Origin of the sequence: Flavobacterium branchiicola (assembly GCF_018383905.1) — a bacterium.
Lineage (GTDB): Bacteria > Bacteroidota > Bacteroidia > Flavobacteriales > Flavobacteriaceae > Flavobacterium > Flavobacterium branchiicola.
The window spans coordinates 704,856-723,710 of sequence record NZ_JAGYWA010000002.1; the positions used below are offsets into that span (position 1 = coordinate 704,856).

The following is an 18,855-nucleotide window of genomic DNA, read 5'->3' on the forward strand; positions in this document are numbered from 1 at the left end:
AACAGGTTGTAGACATCAGCGATTTAGTAAAAAATGGTGAAACAAAAACAACTTTAGTAAGCAACAGCGACGGTACATATACTTATAATGCCGAAGGTAATGCAGTATTTACAATCGATGTTTTAGGAGATGTTGCAAATAACTTCCAGACTATTGTAGATAATTCAAGTGTTCAGACAATCCTGAATACCTTTATTTCAAAAGCAGAAGGAAATGTTACTTATGATACAGTAAACAATCAATTTACGTATGTAGATGCAAGCGGAAACAAACAGGTTGTAGACATCAGCGATTTAGTAAAAAATGGAGAAACAAAAACAACTTTAGTAAACAATAACGACGGTACTTATACTTATAATGCCGAAGGTAATGCCGTATTTACAATCGATGTTTTAGGGGATGTTGCAAATAACTTCCAGACTATTGTAGATAATTCAAGCGTTCAAACAATCCTGAACACCTTTATTTCAAAAGCAGAAGGAAATGTTATTTATGATGCAACTGCAAAACAATTTAAATATACAGATGCAGCGGGAATTCAACAAGTTGTAGATATTACTAATCTTGTAAAAGCCGCGGAGACAAAAACGGATATCGTAAAAAATGCTGACGGTACTTATACCTATAATGCAGAAAGTGGTGTTTACACAATTGATGTTGTTGGAGAGGTTATAACGCACTTTGAAAACATTGTTAACGATCCGGATGTAACATCAATTCTAAACACATTTATTAACAATGTAGAAGGTAATGTAACCTACAATGCTACAAAAAAAGAGTTTAGTTATAAAGACAATACAGGTGCAACACAGATTGTTGATATTGCAGAATTGTCTAAAGAACCTTGGTTTGGTGTAACATCTGGAAAAGGAGCAATCTCTAATACAGAGGATATGTATACAAACGGATGGGTTGGAATTGGATTTACTTCTCCTTCAGGAGCAGCAAATGAAAAATTAAGAGTAAACGGAGTTATAACAACAGTAAATAACTTTTATGCCGATTACGTTTTCGAAGATTATTTTAAAGGATATTCAGATATCAAGGCAGATTATAAATTTAAAGGGTTAAGTGAAGTTGAAGATTTCATCAAAACTAACAAACACCTTCCGGGTATTACGCCAATAAATAAACTGACTAAAACTAAAGCAGGTTATTCATTTAATTTAACAGAGCTTTCAATTCAGTTATTGGAGAAAACCGAAGAGATTTATTTACACATTATTGAGCAAAACAACACGATTATCGCTAAAGATAAAGAGATAAATGAATTGAAGGAAACTTCAAAAAACATGAGCGATCGTTTGGAAAGATTAGAAAGAATGATGGACAAAATGGATGTTTCTGATAGCCAGAATTTATTAGAGTTAAAGTAAATAAATAAAGGATTACAATTAGATTATTTATGAATCTATTAGTAACGATATACTTAGAAAATATGAAAAGATATACCATTATATTAGGACTGATTTTAATTTCTCTGTCATCTTATGCACAAACAGGAATCAATACACTGAATCCTCACACTATATTACATGTAGACGGAGCAAAAGACAATCCGCTAAGCGGAGCTCCAACAGCAGCCCAGCAGGCCAATGATGTTGCAGTAACGGCTCAGGGAAATTTGGGAGTGGGAACAATTGCACCTGCGGCAAAATTAGAAGTAGTAGGTACAGCAGCAATTCCGCCAATAAAAGCAGTAAACATGCAGGTTTCCAACACAGCAACCGTTGGAAACAAAAGAGCCTTGATTCCTGTTGTTATTGATAATGCAGGAGTTATGATAGGGCAGTTTTCTCCAATTCAACAATCAGGAGGTTATTCTGTAGATGGGGAATTTGCTGCAGGTGCAACCATTTTTAATACCATACACACAGGTACAATTATTGTTTTTGAATTTATGACCAATTTTGCTCTTGGTGACAATGATACTTCAGCTGTATATGGTAAAATAACCTACACGGTTAAAAATGGATTTCAGGTGAATAGTGACTGGAACTTTACAGGCGATGCGACTACATCTGGGGTTACTGTAACAGGAGCAGGGACAAACACACTTACTTTTGATTCTGATACAGGTTCAGATTTAGTATTTACATTAACCGGTACTCCTACTAGTAGTACAGGAGTTATTTCTGCAAGAAAAGCAGGAACTGGAGCTAATTTGGTAGTTTACGTTTTTAATGGAAGAAAGATAAGGTAAACGAATTTGTTGCTGTTGAATTAAACACTTAGAATTATGAAACAAAAAATCATGCTATTGATATTGATGACAGTTAGTTTGTCGTCTTATGCACAGACAGGTACCGGAATTAATACTAAAAACCCGCAAGGGGTATTACATATAGACGGAGCAAAAGATAATCCTGCTGCCGGAGTCCCTTCTGCTGCGCAGCAAGCTAATGATGTTATCGCCTCAGCAGAGGGTAATGTAGGTGTGGGTACAACTGCACCAACAGCCAGAGTTGAACTAAGAGGTACTACAACTGTTCCTCCGATAAAAGTAATAAATATTGGAGGCTCTAATTCAGCAAACAATGTAGATAATAATACTTTGGTTCCTGTTATGATTGATGAAGACGGTATTATGATGAAGCAATATACGCCGGTTCTGTTTGAAAACAGTTATGCTTTAAACAGTGATTTTTATTTTGCTTCTGGTGCTTCCAGAACAATTTTTACGGGAGTATCTTCCAGCACAATAGTACTCTTTGAATTTCATACCAATTATGCGTTTGGAAATAGTAATACTTCAATACTTTACGGATCAATATCCTTTAGTGTAAAAAATGGATTTAAGGTGGGTGACTGGAGTTTCTCCGGAAATGGGGCTACTACAGGTGCAAGTCTCTCAGGTCTTGGTACAAACACCTTAACTTTTAATTATATTTCAGGAGCAGATTTAATATTTCAGTATTCTGCCGGAGTGATTACAGTCCGAAAATCTGTTTCAGGAACTTTTAATATGTATGTTTATAACGGTAAAAAAATAAGATAAATGAGTCGGACTTTTGTATTAATGAAGTCGCATTTAAAACAATAGTTTATATCAATAGAATCAAAAAATAATAATCCCGTAGAAGAGTTTCTACGGGATTTTTTATTGTTTTATTTTTAAAAGAAATTAGAGCTTAGCAAGATCATCAATAGTATAAAATTTAAGCCCTTTGTTTTTGGCATATTTACAAAGATCTTCTAATGCAGATAGGGGAGTTTCTAATTTTTCATCAGCATTAGAAACTGTTTTGTGCCCGTAAAAAATCACTATTTTGTCGTGAGCTTTAGCATAATCCATCAGGCTTTTATAATACGGAATATTAAATTGTTTGTAGTCATCATCTATTCCGAGTCCGTAAACCACTCTGTTGCCTTCATAATAACAATATTGCGATTCCGGTACAATCTCTTCATAAGTTGTTCCTCTAATAATATCAAAATGTTTAAGCAGTTCATTATCCAGTTCGGCATCACGTGCTCCGTCGGGATAAGCAAAAGAATGTATATCAAAACCATCTTTTTTCATGGCAGCTTTTAGAGGTAAAATATCATCATTAATATATTTTTCTATTCCAAATTCCTTTGAATATTTTAAAGCATTAAGATGATTAAAACCATGACCTGCAATATCATGTCCTTGATTTTGTAAATAATGCAGTTTTGATTTTTGCTCTTTGGTCAGACTTCCGTACCAACAAACAAAAAATGTTGCTTTCCAGCCTATAGGGCGTAATAGTTTTTCGGCATTGTACCAATCGTCTATATAATCGTCATCAAAAGTAAACAGAACACCTGGGGGATACGATTTTTTAATTGGCTTTGCCGCAGCTTTTTTTTCTTCAGGATAAATTTTAAAGGCTAAAATAATGGTGACGGCCAAAACAATGATTATTGCCGCAATTTTTTTCACTGATAAATACTTCATTTAAAAAGGAATGTTTTATTAATTTAATTAATGATTACTAATTTTTCAAAACGCCCGTGTCGGCTAATCGAAATGTTTTTTAAAGTATTTGAAGATGAGGTTTTTAAGTAAGGAATTCCGTATTTGTCTTTTACAATACCTTCCTCTTTCACCTCAATTATACTATTAATATCTTTAAATAAACATACTGCGATAGTATGAATACTTTCAGAACTAATTACAGTTTTGGTATAGTAAATGTTTTCATTACATATAACTTGTCCCGATGCCTCATTTTCATGCACTGAGTTTATAGTACAGGACAGTTTTTGTGGACTGTATTCCCTAATTTTGGTTTGCCTGTTATAGATTTTATACGCCGCTTCCTTCATGCTCCACAACAGCCAGACCATAATCTCCTGATCTTGATGAATTTTGACAAGCTGTTGTTCATCTGGCGTAAAAATTTTTTCAAGAAAACCTTTTCTTTGCCATCTGCTTTCGATGCGGGATTGTGCGAGATCTATAACATCATTACCAATCATTTTTCGGCAAGTTTTGTTTCAATGATTTCAAGTGCAGTTTTAACATCCAGCATACGCTCCATATCAGTATTATCAATTACAATATCAAAGTTTTCCTCAAGATCAAGTACAATATCAACCAGATTGGCAGAATTGATATTGAGATCTTTAATAAAATCAGTTTCTTCAGTTAGATTGTCGTATGCTTCTGTATTTGCAGCATAAGGCTTAATAATAACTTTCAATTTTTCGGTAAGTTCTTTTCTGTCCATATTAATTTTCAAATTTTTTAAAGATTATGCATGCATTTACATCGCCAAAACCGAAACTTGCTTTGGCTATTATTTTCGGATTAGTATAAATTGTTTCTAAAAGTACTTTTGAAGGATCAATCAATGCCGAAATTTCAGGATGCAGATCCAGGCAATTTATATTTCCAAACAAAAAGCCTTCATAGATCTCTAGCACAGAAGCAACACTTTCTACACTTCCAGAAGCACTTAAACAGTGTCCGGTTAAGCTTTTTAAGGAATTAATATAGGGGAAATTTGTACCATTACGTTCCAAAGCTTTCGTCCAGTTTTCAATTTCCAGACTGTCTTTTGTCGTTGCGGTAAGATGGCCATTGATGGCATCAATTTCTAAAGGGGAGATTCCGGCATTTTCAATCGCACTTCTAATGCATTTTTGAACAGCCGTACTGTTTGGAGCGGTCATACTTCCTCCGTCACGTTGTCCTCCGGAATTAACGTTTCCACCTAGTATTTCTGCATAAATTGTAGCACCTCTTTCTAATGCACTTTCCAATTCTTCAATAACCAAAGCTCCGGCGCCACTGCCAGGTACAAAACCAGCAGCAGTTGCACTCATTGGTCTTGAACCTTCTTCCGGCTTTTCGTTAAATTTAGAAGAACATACGCGCAGCGCATCAAACCCTGCCCAAATATAAGGTCCACTATCAGATGTACTTCCTGCCAGAACGCGTTTTGCCTGTCCGGATTGTATACGATCGTAAGCCATAAGGATTGCTTCTGTACCGGTAGTACAGGCAGATGAATTTGTCGTAACCTGATTTCCGAGTCCGAGTTTTCCTCCCAGATAAGCGCTTACGCCGCTGTTCATGGTTTGGGCAACAACAGTACTTCCAAGTTTTCGGGTTTGCATTTCATCAATTTTATAAATGCTTTCGCGAAATTTATCAATGCCCGATGTTCCGGCTCCAAAAATAACCCCGCTTTCCCAATCCGGACTTTCATTGGCAGACAGTCCTGCATTTTCCCAGGCTTCCATACCTGCAATTACGCCATATAAAATACCCGTGCTGTTAAATCCGCGAAGTTCAAGTTCGGTAAAATAACGAGATTTTAATTCCTCTGAAATCTGTGGCTGACCCGCAATCTGACAAGAGAATTGCAATTCTTCTAATTGTGGATCGTGACGTATACCTGAAATTCCATTTTTGATGGCATCAGTAAATGCAGGAATTCCAACACCATTTGGCGCAGCGATTCCCAGACCTGTTATTACGATTCTTTTTTTCATAATTTATGCGTTATCATTCCGGCAAGTATTCCTCTGCAAACTTCTTGTCCCGCTTCATTTTTCATCACGGCCTTACATTTAAGTTTGCCAAAACGAAAGTATATTTTCTCTGAACTTACCGATACTTTTTCATCCGGATATACAGGTTTTAAAAACTCCATATCGGCAGAAGTAAAGGCAACTACAGTATCTTTTTTGAGATCATTATCCAATAAAAATATTCCCAGACACACCAAACCAATCTGAGCCATAGTCTCAGTAAGTATAACGCCCGGCGTAACAGGATTATTTTTAAAATGCCCCTTATAAAAGTCAAGTTCTTTCTTAAAAGTATAAGTTCCTGTAATCCCGTTTTCATCTGCATGTAAAAGTTCATCTACAAACAGAAAAGGTTCGCTGTAGGGGAGTTGCGCTATAATATCAGTTAATTTCATGATTTTTATAAATAATTACCATTGCAATAAAACACGTTGTGCCGAAAATCCGGGACCAAAACTTAGCATTAAACCTTTTTCTCCTTTTTTAGGATTGCGATCCATGATGCGCTCCAGAACGTATATAACGGTGGCACTCGACATATTTCCGTATTGTCTCAGCACTTCTTTTGTATCGTCGATATTTTTTTCAAGACCGGAGAAAAGAGATTCAACCGTTGTGACAATTTTTTTTCCGCCGGGATGAAATATCATGTGATCTATATCTTTAATTTCAAGATTATTTTGTTTTAAAAACGGATGTATAATAGCACCAAAATGCGAAGAAATAGTATCAGGAACTTCAATATCAAGCACCATTTGCAAACCTTTATTGGTGAGTTTAAAACCCATCATATGTTCAGCATCATAAAAATGATACATTTGTTCGTCCAGAATTTCCGGGCCATTATCTTGTTCGTGAGAAGATAAAAGACAACACGCGGCTCCATCGCCAAAAATAGCGGCACTGACAATATTGGGCATTGAAAAATCATTAAGCTGAAATGTTGCCGTTGGCGATTCTACAGCTATAACGGCAGCACGTTTGCCGGGATTTGATTTTAGAAAATTTTTGGCATATATAATTCCGGAAATACCAGCCGCACATCCCATTTCAGTCACCGGAAGACGTACAATATCCTGACGCAGTTTCATTTTGTTGATAAGAAAAGCATCCAGAGACGGAATCATAATACCGGTACAACTTACCGTTATAATATAATCCAGACTCTGCGGATCCCAACCTGTCTTTTCAAGTGCTTTTTCGAGAACCTGAGCGCCAAGAACAATCATTTCTCTGCTGTAAATATCATTTTTTTCTTCAAATGAAGTAGCAGTAAAAACTTCTGAAGGTTCCATTATAGAATATCGTTTATCTACGGCAGCACCTTCAAATATTTTTTTTACTTTTTTGATAAAGCGATCCTCCTGACCATCAAGCCATACATCAACAAAAGGAAGAATGTCCTGGGTAGTTCGGGAATATTTCGGAAGCTGTTTTACGGCTGTTATAATCTTTACACTCATATTTTTTTAATTATCCACTGGTAACGAAAAGCCCATTTCCAGTTTATGGTATAGTTTTGTAAATTCAGTTTTTTGGAGAAACTTTCCAATTCCTTTTTTTTGAAGCCTCTTAGAATAGAAACTAATCCATCTTCTCGAGACATATTGTTGAGGTTAAAAATAACACAGATCATTTCAAATAGACGATAAGCTAGTTTACTGCGATGTAAATCATTTACGATAACTCCAGTTGCTGCATTGTGATGTAATAAAACCAAAATATCTTCTATTTGTTTATTGCTAAAATGATGTAACGTAAGCGTACATAAAGCAATGTCATATTTTAGATCCTTGAAATCAGTACTAAAAATATCCATACAGTAATATTCTACATTCGGATATTCTTTAGATAATGATTTGGCATAGTTGATGGTAAAAGCATTGGCATCTATTCCAATGAGTTTAAAATTCAGTCCTCGTTTTTTACCATATTGAGCAAGCATTCGCAACATATCTCCATTACCACAGCCAATATCAGCGATTATAATGGGCTCGTTGGAATTTGTTTCTATTAAGAGTTGTTTTAATCCGTGTACGATCAGTTTATTTCCTCCTAATAGCTGATTAATTCGGGCGATTTGATTTAATGCGTCGATTAATTCCGCTCCTTCAAGCGAGAAATCATCCATTATTTCGGTTTCTTCTGTTCTGTATTTGGTGCTTAAACTCATTTAGTTGGTTGTTACAGGGCTTCCATGAGTCTGCCTGATTATTGATGATAGAAAAAAGGGCATTAAAGCAGTTACGGAAGTCATTACATTTGAAAAAGTTTTATAGGTAAAAGCTTTAGAAAGAAGTCTGCCAAAAAGTAATCTTTTGCTGAAATGCTTTTTCCATGCTGTGCTGTATTTTTCTTCTAATAAGCTTCGTGATGTAATTTTACCATTATAAAAATCGAGTACAAGTTCTGCTGCAATCTTTGCACTATGTATTGCCATCGCCATTCCATTACCACACATTGGATGTATTAAACCAGCAGTATCGCCAATCATGAGAATATGATTTTCTACAGGAAGTTTTTTATCAAATGATATCTGGCTAATCGTAAGTGGTTTTTCAAATAGAGGAGTGCTGTTTTCAAAAATTGACTTTAGCTTTTTATTTTTATAAAGAACCGATTTTTGATACTCGTCTATATTTTTATACTTTTTAAAAGTTTCATAATCTGCCAAATAACAAATGTTTAAAATGCCTTTTTCTACAGTTGAAACGCCACAATATCCACCTCTGAAATTATATAAAGCAACAAGTTTAGCATCAAAATCTCCGGTATAATGTCCTTTAACAGCTAACCACGGCGATTTCTTCGAAATAAAACTACGCGATAAAGATTGATCGATGTTGGATCTTTTTCCGAAAGCACCCAAAACTATTTTTGCAGATAAAGTACGTTCTGTTGTTGTAATAGTAAAGATTTCGTTTTCAAAAATAACCTGAGTAACTAATTCGGTAATAACTGTACAGCCATTTTGTACCGCGGTTTCAAAAAGAAAATTATCCAAAGCATAACGACTGATTCCAAAACCACCTAACGGAAGTTCTGTTCGGGCCGTTTTGCCATTTTGTGCCGTAAATTCAAAATTGGTTATAATGGAAGGATGGAGTTTTAAAACATCTGCACCAAGCCATTGCAGATAAGGCAAAATTTCGTTTGAGATGTATTCACCACAGACTTTGTGTTTGGGATAAGCTGTTTTTTCAATTAGAGTGACTTTCAATCCATTTTTGGATAAATGCAAAGCACTGGCCAGACCGGCAAGACCTCCTCCAATAATAATGATATCCGGATCTGTTCTCATACTACCAATTTAGTCATAAAATCTTAAATATCTTTTACATAATTTCATTAATATTTCATTAAAATGTTGGAAATTATATAAAGAAATACATTTTGTTTTTGGTGGTGAGAAATTCTTGTTTTAAAATTTGAAGCGTTAATTATTGATTTACTTATTTAACATCAAGCTGCACATTAAATTTTCCCCAATACGGACTGTCCGCCATTAGTGAAGGGCCAATTACTAAAATATAATTTCCTTTCTGTGTAAGTTGGATCTTTAAATCTGTTCCAAAAGGTCCGTCTGCAGTATTATCAGGAAAAATAATCTGATTAAAGCGGATGTTTCCTTTGCCTGTTGCTGGAATAATGGTAGCGTTTAATTGGCCTAAATCTTCATTTTTAAATTTGAGATATATTTTTGAATGAATAGAATCTATTATTCCTTCGGCTATAAAAACACCTTTATCATCTTTATAATTCATAAAAATGGTGTCGTCTTTTTGTCTGTTTTCTTCTTTATTTTCTTTCAGGTTCCCCGTGTTTTTATTCACGGTAATTGAATCTGCAACAGAAACAGGAACATTTTTAGTTTCTTTTTGCTGACAGGAAATAAAGAAAATAACTACTAAAAATATATAAATGCTTTTCATGACAGTATATTTTTTTAAAATTGATTCAAATGTAAATCATTTACCGGAAGTTTTTGTTACACAATATAATAGGGAATTTACAAAATTTAAATCGTATCTTTCTTATAATTTTATGTGCTATAAATAAAAGTTAAAAACAGTTTCATTTTTGAAATGGCACAATTAATGCAAGCAAACAAAACATTGAATAATCAGAATACAAGAGGGTATTCTAAAAATTAAAAGAATGAAAAGATTTAAAAGTATGTATGTTTTTGTGGTGGTGTTAATATCAACATTGACGTACGGTCAGGAAAATTTAAAAATGTTTGTGAAAGAAAGTAAAGTGCCTTGCCAGGGAGTCGCTCCCATGGAATGTCTGCAAGTAAAGTATGGCAAGGATAAAGATTGGCAGCTTTTTTACGACCACATTGAAGGCTTTAATTTTGAAGCAGGAAACAAGTATGAAATTATGGTTGTTAAAACAAAAAGACAAGGTACTCTTCCTGCCGATGTTTCTGCATATGAATACAAACTGAAAAGTATTATTTCAAAAACACCAGTAACAAAAGAACAAGGAATTTATAACACCAAAATGATCTTAACTCAGTTAAACGGGAAAAAGATAACTAATGGAGGTGCTTTTATAACAATAAACAATGAAACTGGCTCAATAAGTGGTAAAAATGGTTGTAATAACTTTAATGTAAAGTACACGAAACTTGCTGCAAAAAATCAGATTAAAACCGGTACTCCTTTTGGAACTTTAATGGCTTGTAATGACGAGAGTATGAAATTGGAAGCTGAGTTTAGCAAAGCAATAAAAGAAAAAACGTTTAAAATTGTAAAGAAAAATAATAAAGTACAATTTAAAACTTTAAAAAATAAAGTAATTATGGAGTTTTCTATTCCAACTCAAAACGACCTTTGGAGTTTTATTGGAAAAAATAACTGGAAATTAATTATGCTTGAAAACGTAGGGCAGGATTATGGTAAAGCGTCTATTAAATTTAATGTTGCTGAAAAAGTAGTGAGTGGAAACTCCGGTTGTAATAATTTCTCAGGAAGCTATTCAACCACTGGCGATCAAATTACTTTCAATGGTATGAGATCTACTTTAATGGCATGTATTGGCGACGAAGCAAATAAAACGGAGCAAAAAATATTATCTTATTTAGACAATAAAGATTTGCGTTTTGATGTGGCAGACCAAACCCTGAATTTTTATCTTGGTGATAGATTAGTAATGATGTTTGGAGTTACAAAGTAACCTTATACTATATAAAACAACAAAGCCTGACGAATCCGTCAGGCTTTGTTGTTTTATAAAAAAGTGCATTATTTTTTCAGGAATTCTACGACATATTCTCCCAGTTTTCCTTTTTCTTTTTCCCATGATTTTATAAACTCAGAATTTAAATAATCACGATCGAGATAAATACTTTTTTTAGTGACAAGAAACCAGTTTAAATACAATTTTATACCATTTGACATTGTTATGGAATCATCTAAAAATTGATCAGAATCAATAAAATCAACATTAAATGCAGAGGGATTAAGCTCTGTTATGACTGCCATGCAGAATAAAAAATCATAATCGTCTTTAAATTCTGCAAAATAGGTATTAAAGAGTACACTTAATTTATTCTTGCCATAGATTTCTTCTTCCTGAGAATGACTTTTCTTTAAAAGTGAATATACAGTTAAGAACATTATTCTGACACAGAGGTTTAATCGATCTGCCTCATTAAGTTTGTTTTCAATAATATTTAAGTAACGAAATAACGCTTTCCAATCATTTTCTTTTTCGTAGACGGCGACTAAATCCTGCCAATCTTCTATTATCATATACTTGGCTTTAGTGTATTGATATGAAATTTTTTACATAGAAATGAATAAAAAACAGCTTATAGCAGAGCTGTTTTTTATTTTTTTTGTTGGGACAAAAAAGGTGAATTATCGACGTAATGCAGGATTTTGATTTACACTCTGATCTAATTTTGTAGTTTTAGATTTCTGTGATGTAACTTTAATTTCGTGTTTTTCAATCTTACCATTTTGAGTAACTTCCAGGAAATAAGTTCCTGCTGCGTAATTTTCTAAACTTATTGTTTTAGAAACTTCTAAATTGTTTGTTGCTGATTCTCCGCTGTAAACTAAATTGTGTTTTTCATCGAAAATAGAGAAGGAAGATTTTTCGGTAGTCTCAAGAGTAAAGCTAACTATTTTGCCATTTCCGGTTGCAATGTTCAGGATGTAATCTCCTTTTCGGTGGCTGGCTTGGGTAAAAATTGTTGTTAATAGCAAGGTAATAACAAGACCTGCTTTAGTAAAATTTGTCATTTGTTAATTGTTTGGTATTCAGTTTTTGGAGGTGCAAAATTACGAAAGAAATTAAATTATATGTAAGAAAAGACTTTTTTTTAATACGTAAAATGCTGAATTGTAGATTATTTACTGTTTTTGTTAAAAAATATGCATAAAAACCTGTTTTTGTTATATTTCTTTGGGGTTAATAAAAAAATAATTGATTATCAGTGCTTTAGTGGAGGGTTGGGGAATTGATCGGAAAATTATTGAGTGAAGCAAAAAATCAAGCAAAAAGTAGATTAATAAGTGAAACTATTCGTTTTCTTTTATCAATTTAAAGCAATGAATTTGCGGTAACGCTTAAAAACTATGTTAAGATTAAGCAGAGAAATTAAGATGTACTATTCGAGAATATACAATGCTTTGGTTTCCTACATAAAAACAGAGCAGAAAACCAAAGCAAGAAATTTTAACCGATTATGTGAAGTTTTGTCTCTTTAAAAGGAGATTCTAATAAGAGATACTTTTCATTATAATTTATTGATTCTTTCGTAAATTTTAGGATCGTGTTTTTTGATCTTGATTTTCACATATTTTGAAGCCGGCATATTACTGTCTTTAACCACATTATTTACAGAAACCAAAACGTTGGTTTCAGGAAAGTACGTCACAGTATTTTTTTCCGGAATTTCATAAGAAACAATGACAAATAAGGGAGCAATTCTTTCAATAGTATCATCATAATTGAATAAATCAACTTTGTCACCCGCTTTAAAACCCGCAAGTTCAATGTCTTTTGGATTCATAAAGATTACCCTGCGTTCGTTTTTTACACCGCGATAGCGATCATCAAGACCATAAATTGTGGTATTAAACTGGTCATGTGTTCGGGTGGTCGCCATCATATATTCATCAGAATCCAGTTTGTTATCCGGTATTACCGTTAAGGTAAAAGGGACGCGATCACCAAAAGCTTTAGTGATAAACTTTCCTTCTCTTGCGGCATTTGGCAGATAAAAACCTCCTTTTTCGCGCGCTCTTATGTTATAATTTTCAAAACCGGGAATGCAATTTTCAATAGCATCACGCACATCATCGTAGCTGTTGTGATAGCGCTCCCAGTCAATAACCGATTTACTTCCTAAAGTTGCCACAGCCATTTTACAGACAATTTGCATTTCATTAATAAGATCATCAGATACTGGCGTAAGTATACCTTTTGAAGATTGTACAACACCCATAGAGTTTTCGGTGGTAATAAACTGTGTTTCGCCATTTATCACGTCAATATCACTTCGGGATAATGTTGGTAATATGAGAGATTCCTGTCCGTGAATAAGATGCGTTCGGTTTAATTTGGTCGAAACAGAAACCGTTAGATTAAGTTTTCTTAAGGCATTAGCCGTATAATTGGTATCTGGTGTTGCCGATAAGAAATTACCTCCCATTGAGAATAATAATTTTACCTTTTCGTCGTGCATTGCTTTTATTGCCCTAACAACGTCATAACCACGCTTACGCGGAGGATTAAAGCCAAAATAAGCCTGCAAACGATCGAGTTGTTCATCGGTAGGTTTTTCATCAATAAGCATAGTTCTGTTTCCCTGAACATTACTATGACCGCGAACAGGGCATACGCCGGCGCCTGGTTTGCCAATACTTCCTTTCAGCAGCAATATATTCAGTATTTCCCTGATCATTTCAACACCATTGGGCTGTTGTGTAAGTCCCATTCCCCAACAAACGATAATTCGTTTTTTGAAGGCGATAATTTCGGCAGCTTCATAAAGTGCTTCTTTAGAAACTCCAGAAAGCTGTGCAAGATCATCAAGATTATATTGGTCAAATTGCTGAAGAAAAGCATCGTAACCAGTAGTTTTTTCTTTTATAAAATCATAATCAAAGACTTTACCCGGATTCTTCTTTTCAAATTCAATTAGCAGGATTTCAATAGCTTTAAGCAAAGCCATATCACCATTTATTTTTACAGGCAGATAAAGATCTGCCAATTTAATGCCGCTGCGAAGAACACCACTAATTTCCTGCGGATTTCTAAATCCCATTAAACCCGCTTCGGGCAAGGGATTGATGGCAATAATTTTGGCTCCGTTTTTTTTACCTTTTGATAAAGCGCTCAACATTCTTGGAGCATTAGTTCCCGGGTTTTGACCAATAATTACGATTACATCGGTATCATAAAAATCATCGAGTGTTACGGTACCTTTTCCAATTCCAATTGTAGTTCTTAGTGCCGATCCTGATGTTTCATGACACATATTGGAGCAATCTGGCATATTGTTGGTTCCGTATTCTTTTGCAAAAAGCTGATAAAGAAAAGAAGCTTCATTACTGGTTCTTCCGGAGGTATAAAATGCTGCCTCATCCGGAGAATCCAAAGCATTAAGATGTTGTGCTATTTTCAGGAAAGCATTATCCCAACTAATGGGTTCATAATGTGTACCGTTTTTAGGCAGATACATTGGGCTGGTCAATCTTCCAAATTTTCCAATCTGATAATCATCTAATTTTGAAAGTTCATAAACGGAATTTTCTTTAAAAAAATCAGTAGTTACTTTTTTCGTAGTTGCTTCTTCGGCTAAAGCTTTAACCCCATTTTCACAATATTCGCCAAGTACAGATCGTTCATCGTCAGGATCGGGCCATGCACAGCTCGGGCAGTCAAAACCATCTTTCTGATTCATTTTAAACAAGGCCTTTGTTCCGCGTACAATTGTTTTCTCTTCGATAAGATCACTAAAAGCGGCTACAACTCCGGGAACACCCGCAGCCCAGTTTTTTACTTTTGTTACTTTTAAGTCTAAAAGTTGGTATGGATTTTCGGCATCGGGAATATTATTTTCTTGCCCGATATTATTTTTGTTTTGGTCCTCTTTCATCGCTTTTTAGTTTTGATGAGTGGTTAGTATCGATACTTCATCGCAGGAATGATAGATATTAAATCGGTCTTCTTTTAGAAATCCCAAAAGGGTAATGTTGAGTTCTATGGCTAATTCCAGCGCAAGGGTAGATGGAGCACCAATGGCTACCACAACAGCTATTCCTGCCATAGCAGCTTTCTGAATTAACTCAAAACTCGCTCTTCCGCTTAGAAGTAAAATATGATGATTTAATGGCAATAAGTGTGTGCGTAATGCTTCACCAATTAATTTATCCAGGGCGTTGTGCCTTCCAACATCTTCCTGCAAAAGTTTAAGATCTCCCTCAACAGAAAAAAGACCAGCTGCGTGAATACCGCCTGTTGCATCAAAATTGCTTTGAGCACTTTTTAATTTTTGAGGTAACTGATATAATATATCTGATGAAATATTTAAGTTTTGTCTGGCAAGAGATTTAAACAGACTCACTGTTTTTATGGCTTCTATAGAACCTTTTCCGCAGACGCCACAACTGGAAGTGGTATAGAAATTACGATCTGCCTGCATTAAATGCGGAACAAAGTCTTCTATAAGTTCGACCAGAATACTGTTTTTCTTTTTTAATGTACATTCTATTGCTAAGTGAGATACGTTTTTTACAACATCATAAGATGAAATTATCCCTTCTGTAAATAGAAATCCTATTGCAAGTTCCGGATCATTACCGGGAGTTCGCATGGTGACAGAAATATTTTTTTGAATTCTTTGCTCTTTTGACCCGTATTGAATTTTGATTTCCAAAGGTTCTTCAATAGAAAGCGTGTCAAAAAGCGATAAACTTGTACAACCAGTAATTTTTCTGATTGGTACTTCTTTAATGGAAACTAATTCCGAATTATTTATTTCCATAAAAGCGAATTAAAATTGGTAAGTAAAATTAACCTGTTGGATGAAATTAAAATATTATAAATTTTGACGCGGATTAGACAGATTCGTTATCACGAAAACGCGGACAAAAACGGATTTGTATAAAGAATTTAAAAAAAAATCCGTTTTTGTCCGCGTTTTTACGAAGTAAATCCGTTTTATCCGCGTGCTATTTTATTCAAAGGAGCATTTTAAATATAATTACACCCAACGGGTTAAAATTAATAAAAAATTGCTTGAAAAAGTGGTCTTTTATTTAATGCATTACTATTAAGTTGTAAATAAAAAACACATTTTCTTCAAGCACAATTTAATATGTTTACAGAAATACTTTTACCAATATATTACGCCAGTACTTTAGTGAAGTTCAGTTTTAATGTAATACCATTTTTATTTTCTATTGATAAATGTCCTTCAAGAGTATTGCTTAATCCCTGAATCAAGGTCATCCCGAACGAATTGCTATTTTTAAGTTTTGATATATTGGCGATACCGCTTCCGTTATCAGCAATAATCAGTTCGTAATTGTTTTCTGAAGTTTCAATTAATGAAATATCGATAATGCAGTTTGTTTTATCCGTAAAAGCATATTTTATAGAATTGGTCACCACTTCGTTCATGATTAGCCCAAGCGCGATGGCTTGCGAAATATCCAATTCAACCGGATCGATTTTTAGTTCAAAATGAATTTGTTCTTCAATACTAAAAGATTCTTTCAGGTAGTCGATTAATTCAAGGCAATAATTGGGCATATTAACGGTTGATAAAGCATTTTCCCGATATAATTTCTGGTGAATTAAGGACATGGAATAAATACGATTTTGACTATTCTTAATCGTAGAAATAGCCAGATCATCTTTAAGATAAGCAGATTGTGAATTAAGTAAACTAATTACAGTCTGGAGATTATTTTTTACCCGATGATGAATTTCTTTTAAAAGCCATTCTTTTTCCTCAACTAAACGTTCAAGCTTGATATTTTTAAGATTAATTTCTTTCTCTTTTAGTTCCAGTCTTCTTGTATTGCGCTGTTTTATTTTTGCTCTGTTGAACAATAACACAATGATAATTAACAATAAAAATAAACTGCTGACCGAAATTATGTTTAAAAGTCTTGAGGTATTTAGTTTGTTTTCCTGTTGCTTTGTTTTTTGTTTTAAAGATTTGATGTTCTGTTCTTTATTGGCCGTTTCAAACTTGAATTTTAAATTTTCAAATTCCCCATTCTTAATGACATTATCCATAGAATCCTGAATTTTGGTATAGGTTTCAAAATGTTTAATTGCAGAAAGATAATTACCGTTAAGCGAATCTATTTTAAAAAGGGAAAGCTCTAAAAGATGTCTGGTAAAACCCTCTGTATGTTTGTTTGTAATAGCAAGTATTCTATCTGTTATGGCTCTTGCTTTTTCAGGTTTATTAATTTTAGTGTAGAATAATGCTGCAAGAGAATAACAGCTTGCGATATCTTTGACACTTTCGGGAGTATTTAGTTTTCTGGCAAAATAGTCCATTTTTTCATAACTGGTTTCCGTTTCTTTTAATCGTCCTAATTGATCATAACAACAAGCCTTTAACTGATAAAGAATCATATAGTCTAAGTTATTTTTAGGAGGGTATTTTTTTGAGTTTGTTTCCAGATAATGCAAAGCTTCAGAATATTTATTTCTATTCATGATCGATCTTACAGCACCAAAAAAACTTTTATACCAGGTTCCTGTATTAAGCTCTCTTTGATTATATGCAATTCCTTTTTGATAGAATTTAAGTGCATCTTCAAAATATCCGGTTTGATTGTAAACATTTCCTAATCGAATATAAAAGCTGTCTGCGAAAGCGTAATCCTTTGTTTTTTCCATAGAATTTACACTTTCTAAACCATAATAAAGTGAATTTTTTAAATTGTTATGAAGTAACTCAATGTACGAAATAGCAGTTTCGGTATATTGTGTGTATAGAAAACCAATTTTTTTCTGAAGTCTTAGGCTCGTTAAAAGTTCCTCTTTGGCCAATTTCATGTTGCCGGTCCAAAAATGTACCGGAATTATTTTCATCAAAGTTTCGATTTCTTTTTCCTTATAGCCTAATTTTTTATAAAGATGCATGGCTTGAGACAAAATAACGGCCTTTTCTTTTTTATCATTGGGCATAAAAGTGCCTTGATTCTCTATGGCTTCAGCTATAATATGATCTTCTTTTGTTGTTTTGGCCCAGTTTACGAGCTCAGTAAAAATGGTTGCGCTTAACTGTGGTTTTTGTGCCTGATAATAATATTTGGCAAGCAGAAGTCGGGTTTGAAAAATCCACTTTGGAGTTTTTAATTTTTCGGATAGCTTTTGAGCTTTAATAATATACCAAAGCGCATTCTTAATATCAGCGTCTTTCGTGCCTGGTTTAAAAAGGTAAAAATTACCCAGTTGTAAATTGAGTTTTATTTGATCGACAGTTTTTAATTTTGGTAATAAAAGTATGGCTCTCTGAATATTGTTGTTGCTGATTAAATCATTTCCGGGAAAGTAGGCCCCATCATTGTAACCTTCATCATTAACTAAAGTATAAGGAAGTTTTTGTGCTTTTGCCGCCAAAGTCATGGCACTGTCTATATCTATTGATCCCTGATTAACGCTGTGAAGATAAATACCAACATTGTAAAGTAGTAATCTGTTTTTTTGCAGCTTTAGTTTATCTGCTTGGTTTTGACTGAATAAGGGAAGAGTAAAAAAGTAAAGTAGAACTAATAATAGTACTTTTTTCATGTTTAGGGTTTGTTTGGCGTAGTAAAGCTAATAGATTATAAGTGTTTATAAAACACTTTATACCTTAAA

The 18,855-nt window shown here is 34.0% G+C and carries 17 protein-coding genes and 1 pseudogene; 4 read left to right on the forward strand and 14 right to left on the reverse strand.

Annotated features, from left to right (window positions below):
* The 3 genes and pseudogenes from KHA98_RS06505 to KHA98_RS06515 all read left to right on the forward strand — a co-directional run.
* A pseudogene (locus tag KHA98_RS06505) lies at window positions 1-1,376 on the forward strand (hypothetical protein); the annotation flags it as partial.
* A gap of 29 nt (window positions 1,377-1,405) precedes the next feature.
* On the forward strand, window positions 1,406-2,203 hold the full coding sequence (locus KHA98_RS06510; RefSeq protein ID WP_213256464.1) for a hypothetical protein: 798 nt from the start codon (window positions 1,406-1,408) through the stop codon (window positions 2,201-2,203).
* A gap of 36 nt (window positions 2,204-2,239) precedes the next feature.
* Window positions 2,240-2,998: a hypothetical protein gene (locus tag KHA98_RS06515; RefSeq protein WP_213256466.1), complete on the forward strand. Its 759-nt coding sequence runs from the start codon at window positions 2,240-2,242 to the stop codon at window positions 2,996-2,998.
* Window positions 2,999-3,124: 126 nt separating this feature from the next.
* Here the strand turns inward: KHA98_RS06515 and KHA98_RS06520 are convergent, their stop codons facing one another.
* The 9 genes from KHA98_RS06520 to KHA98_RS06560 form a co-directional block, all read right to left on the reverse strand.
* Entirely contained in the window at window positions 3,125-3,922 is a 798-nt protein-coding gene (locus tag KHA98_RS06520) for a polysaccharide deacetylase family protein (protein WP_213256469.1), read from the reverse strand.
* Between the two features lie 23 nt (window positions 3,923-3,945).
* Window positions 3,946-4,446 (reverse strand): 4'-phosphopantetheinyl transferase family protein, encoded by a 501-nt coding sequence (locus KHA98_RS06525; protein ID WP_213256471.1) that lies wholly within the window; start codon window positions 4,444-4,446, stop codon window positions 3,946-3,948.
* Window positions 4,443-4,697, reverse strand: coding sequence for an acyl carrier protein (locus tag KHA98_RS06530; RefSeq protein ID WP_213256473.1), 255 nt, complete (start codon window positions 4,695-4,697; stop codon window positions 4,443-4,445). The genes KHA98_RS06525 and KHA98_RS06530 overlap by 4 nt, the downstream gene beginning before the upstream one ends.
* Before the next feature lies 1 nt (window position 4,698).
* Window positions 4,699-5,967 carry a beta-ketoacyl-[acyl-carrier-protein] synthase family protein gene (locus KHA98_RS06535; protein ID WP_213256475.1) on the reverse strand — a complete coding sequence of 423 codons (1,269 nt, stop codon included), beginning with the start codon at window positions 5,965-5,967 and terminating at the stop codon, window positions 4,699-4,701.
* On the reverse strand, window positions 5,964-6,401 hold the full coding sequence (locus KHA98_RS06540) for a 3-hydroxyacyl-ACP dehydratase FabZ family protein (RefSeq protein WP_213256477.1): 438 nt from the start codon (window positions 6,399-6,401) through the stop codon (window positions 5,964-5,966). Before KHA98_RS06540 ends, KHA98_RS06535 begins: the two co-directional genes overlap by 4 nt.
* Window positions 6,402-6,416: 15 nt before the next feature.
* Window positions 6,417-7,469 carry a type III polyketide synthase gene (locus KHA98_RS06545; RefSeq protein ID WP_213256479.1) on the reverse strand — a complete coding sequence of 351 codons (1,053 nt, stop codon included), beginning with the start codon at window positions 7,467-7,469 and terminating at the stop codon, window positions 6,417-6,419.
* On the reverse strand, window positions 7,466-8,179 hold the full coding sequence (locus KHA98_RS06550; protein WP_213256481.1) for a methyltransferase domain-containing protein: 714 nt from the start codon (window positions 8,177-8,179) through the stop codon (window positions 7,466-7,468). Before KHA98_RS06550 ends, KHA98_RS06545 begins: the two co-directional genes overlap by 4 nt.
* Window positions 8,180-9,307: an NAD(P)/FAD-dependent oxidoreductase gene (locus KHA98_RS06555; protein WP_213256483.1), complete on the reverse strand. Its 1,128-nt coding sequence runs from the start codon at window positions 9,305-9,307 to the stop codon at window positions 8,180-8,182.
* A 151-nt stretch (window positions 9,308-9,458) separates the two neighbouring features.
* Window positions 9,459-9,938 carry a hypothetical protein gene (locus tag KHA98_RS06560; protein ID WP_213256485.1) on the reverse strand — a complete coding sequence of 160 codons (480 nt, stop codon included), beginning with the start codon at window positions 9,936-9,938 and terminating at the stop codon, window positions 9,459-9,461.
* Between the two features lie 226 nt (window positions 9,939-10,164).
* Here KHA98_RS06560 and KHA98_RS06565 point away from each other — a divergent pair, with 226 nt between their 5' ends.
* Window positions 10,165-11,187: an META domain-containing protein gene (locus KHA98_RS06565; RefSeq protein WP_213256487.1), complete on the forward strand. Its 1,023-nt coding sequence runs from the start codon at window positions 10,165-10,167 to the stop codon at window positions 11,185-11,187.
* A gap of 68 nt (window positions 11,188-11,255) precedes the next feature.
* Here the strand turns inward: KHA98_RS06565 and KHA98_RS06570 are convergent, their stop codons facing one another.
* From KHA98_RS06570 to KHA98_RS06590, 5 genes are all read right to left on the reverse strand, one after another.
* Entirely contained in the window at window positions 11,256-11,765 is a 510-nt protein-coding gene (locus KHA98_RS06570) for a hypothetical protein (protein ID WP_213256489.1), read from the reverse strand.
* A gap of 108 nt (window positions 11,766-11,873) precedes the next feature.
* The gene (locus tag KHA98_RS06575) at window positions 11,874-12,260 is read right to left on the reverse strand and encodes a secretion protein (RefSeq protein ID WP_213256491.1); all 387 of its coding nucleotides are present in this window, start codon (window positions 12,258-12,260) and stop codon (window positions 11,874-11,876) included.
* A 497-nt stretch (window positions 12,261-12,757) separates the two neighbouring features.
* Entirely contained in the window at window positions 12,758-15,124 is a 2,367-nt protein-coding gene (locus KHA98_RS06580) for an FdhF/YdeP family oxidoreductase (RefSeq protein WP_213256493.1), read from the reverse strand.
* Between the two features lie 6 nt (window positions 15,125-15,130).
* Window positions 15,131-16,012, reverse strand: a complete 882-nt coding sequence (fdhD, locus tag KHA98_RS06585) for a formate dehydrogenase accessory sulfurtransferase FdhD (RefSeq protein WP_213256495.1) — start codon at window positions 16,010-16,012, stop codon at window positions 15,131-15,133.
* A gap of 362 nt (window positions 16,013-16,374) precedes the next feature.
* A complete protein-coding gene (locus KHA98_RS06590) occupies window positions 16,375-18,786 on the reverse strand; it encodes a sensor histidine kinase (RefSeq protein ID WP_213256497.1) in 2,412 nt (803 codons plus the stop codon).
* Window positions 18,787-18,855: the final 69 nt, after the last annotated feature.

Bases quoted from the DNA above. Each gene is read 5' to 3' on its own strand.
- KHA98_RS06550 (WP_213256481.1), bottom strand. From the start codon at position 8,179: ATGAGTTTAAGCACCAAATACAGAACAGAAGAAACCGAAATAATGGAT.
- KHA98_RS06510 (WP_213256464.1), top strand. From the start codon at position 1,406: ATGAATCTATTAGTAACGATATACTTAGAAAATATGAAAAGATATACC.
- KHA98_RS06540 (WP_213256477.1), bottom strand. From the start codon at position 6,401: ATGAAATTAACTGATATTATAGCGCAACTCCCCTACAGCGAACCTTTT.
- KHA98_RS06535 (WP_213256475.1), bottom strand. From the start codon at position 5,967: ATGAAAAAAAGAATCGTAATAACAGGTCTGGGAATCGCTGCGCCAAAT.
- KHA98_RS06530 (WP_213256473.1), bottom strand. From the start codon at position 4,697: ATGGACAGAAAAGAACTTACCGAAAAATTGAAAGTTATTATTAAGCCT.
- fdhD (WP_213256495.1), bottom strand. From the start codon at position 16,012: ATGGAAATAAATAATTCGGAATTAGTTTCCATTAAAGAAGTACCAATC.
- KHA98_RS06545 (WP_213256479.1), bottom strand. From the start codon at position 7,469: ATGAGTGTAAAGATTATAACAGCCGTAAAACAGCTTCCGAAATATTCC.
- KHA98_RS06525 (WP_213256471.1), bottom strand. From the start codon at position 4,446: ATGATTGGTAATGATGTTATAGATCTCGCACAATCCCGCATCGAAAGC.
- KHA98_RS06570 (WP_213256489.1), bottom strand. From the start codon at position 11,765: ATGATAATAGAAGATTGGCAGGATTTAGTCGCCGTCTACGAAAAAGAA.
- KHA98_RS06575 (WP_213256491.1), bottom strand. From the start codon at position 12,260: ATGACAAATTTTACTAAAGCAGGTCTTGTTATTACCTTGCTATTAACA.
- KHA98_RS06520 (WP_213256469.1), bottom strand. From the start codon at position 3,922: ATGAAGTATTTATCAGTGAAAAAAATTGCGGCAATAATCATTGTTTTG.
- KHA98_RS06555 (WP_213256483.1), bottom strand. From the start codon at position 9,307: ATGAGAACAGATCCGGATATCATTATTATTGGAGGAGGTCTTGCCGGT.
- KHA98_RS06580 (WP_213256493.1), bottom strand. From the start codon at position 15,124: ATGAAAGAGGACCAAAACAAAAATAATATCGGGCAAGAAAATAATATT.
- KHA98_RS06590 (WP_213256497.1), bottom strand. From the start codon at position 18,786: ATGAAAAAAGTACTATTATTAGTTCTACTTTACTTTTTTACTCTTCCC.
- KHA98_RS06560 (WP_213256485.1), bottom strand. From the start codon at position 9,938: ATGAAAAGCATTTATATATTTTTAGTAGTTATTTTCTTTATTTCCTGT.
- KHA98_RS06565 (WP_213256487.1), top strand. From the start codon at position 10,165: ATGAAAAGATTTAAAAGTATGTATGTTTTTGTGGTGGTGTTAATATCA.
- KHA98_RS06515 (WP_213256466.1), top strand. From the start codon at position 2,240: ATGAAACAAAAAATCATGCTATTGATATTGATGACAGTTAGTTTGTCG.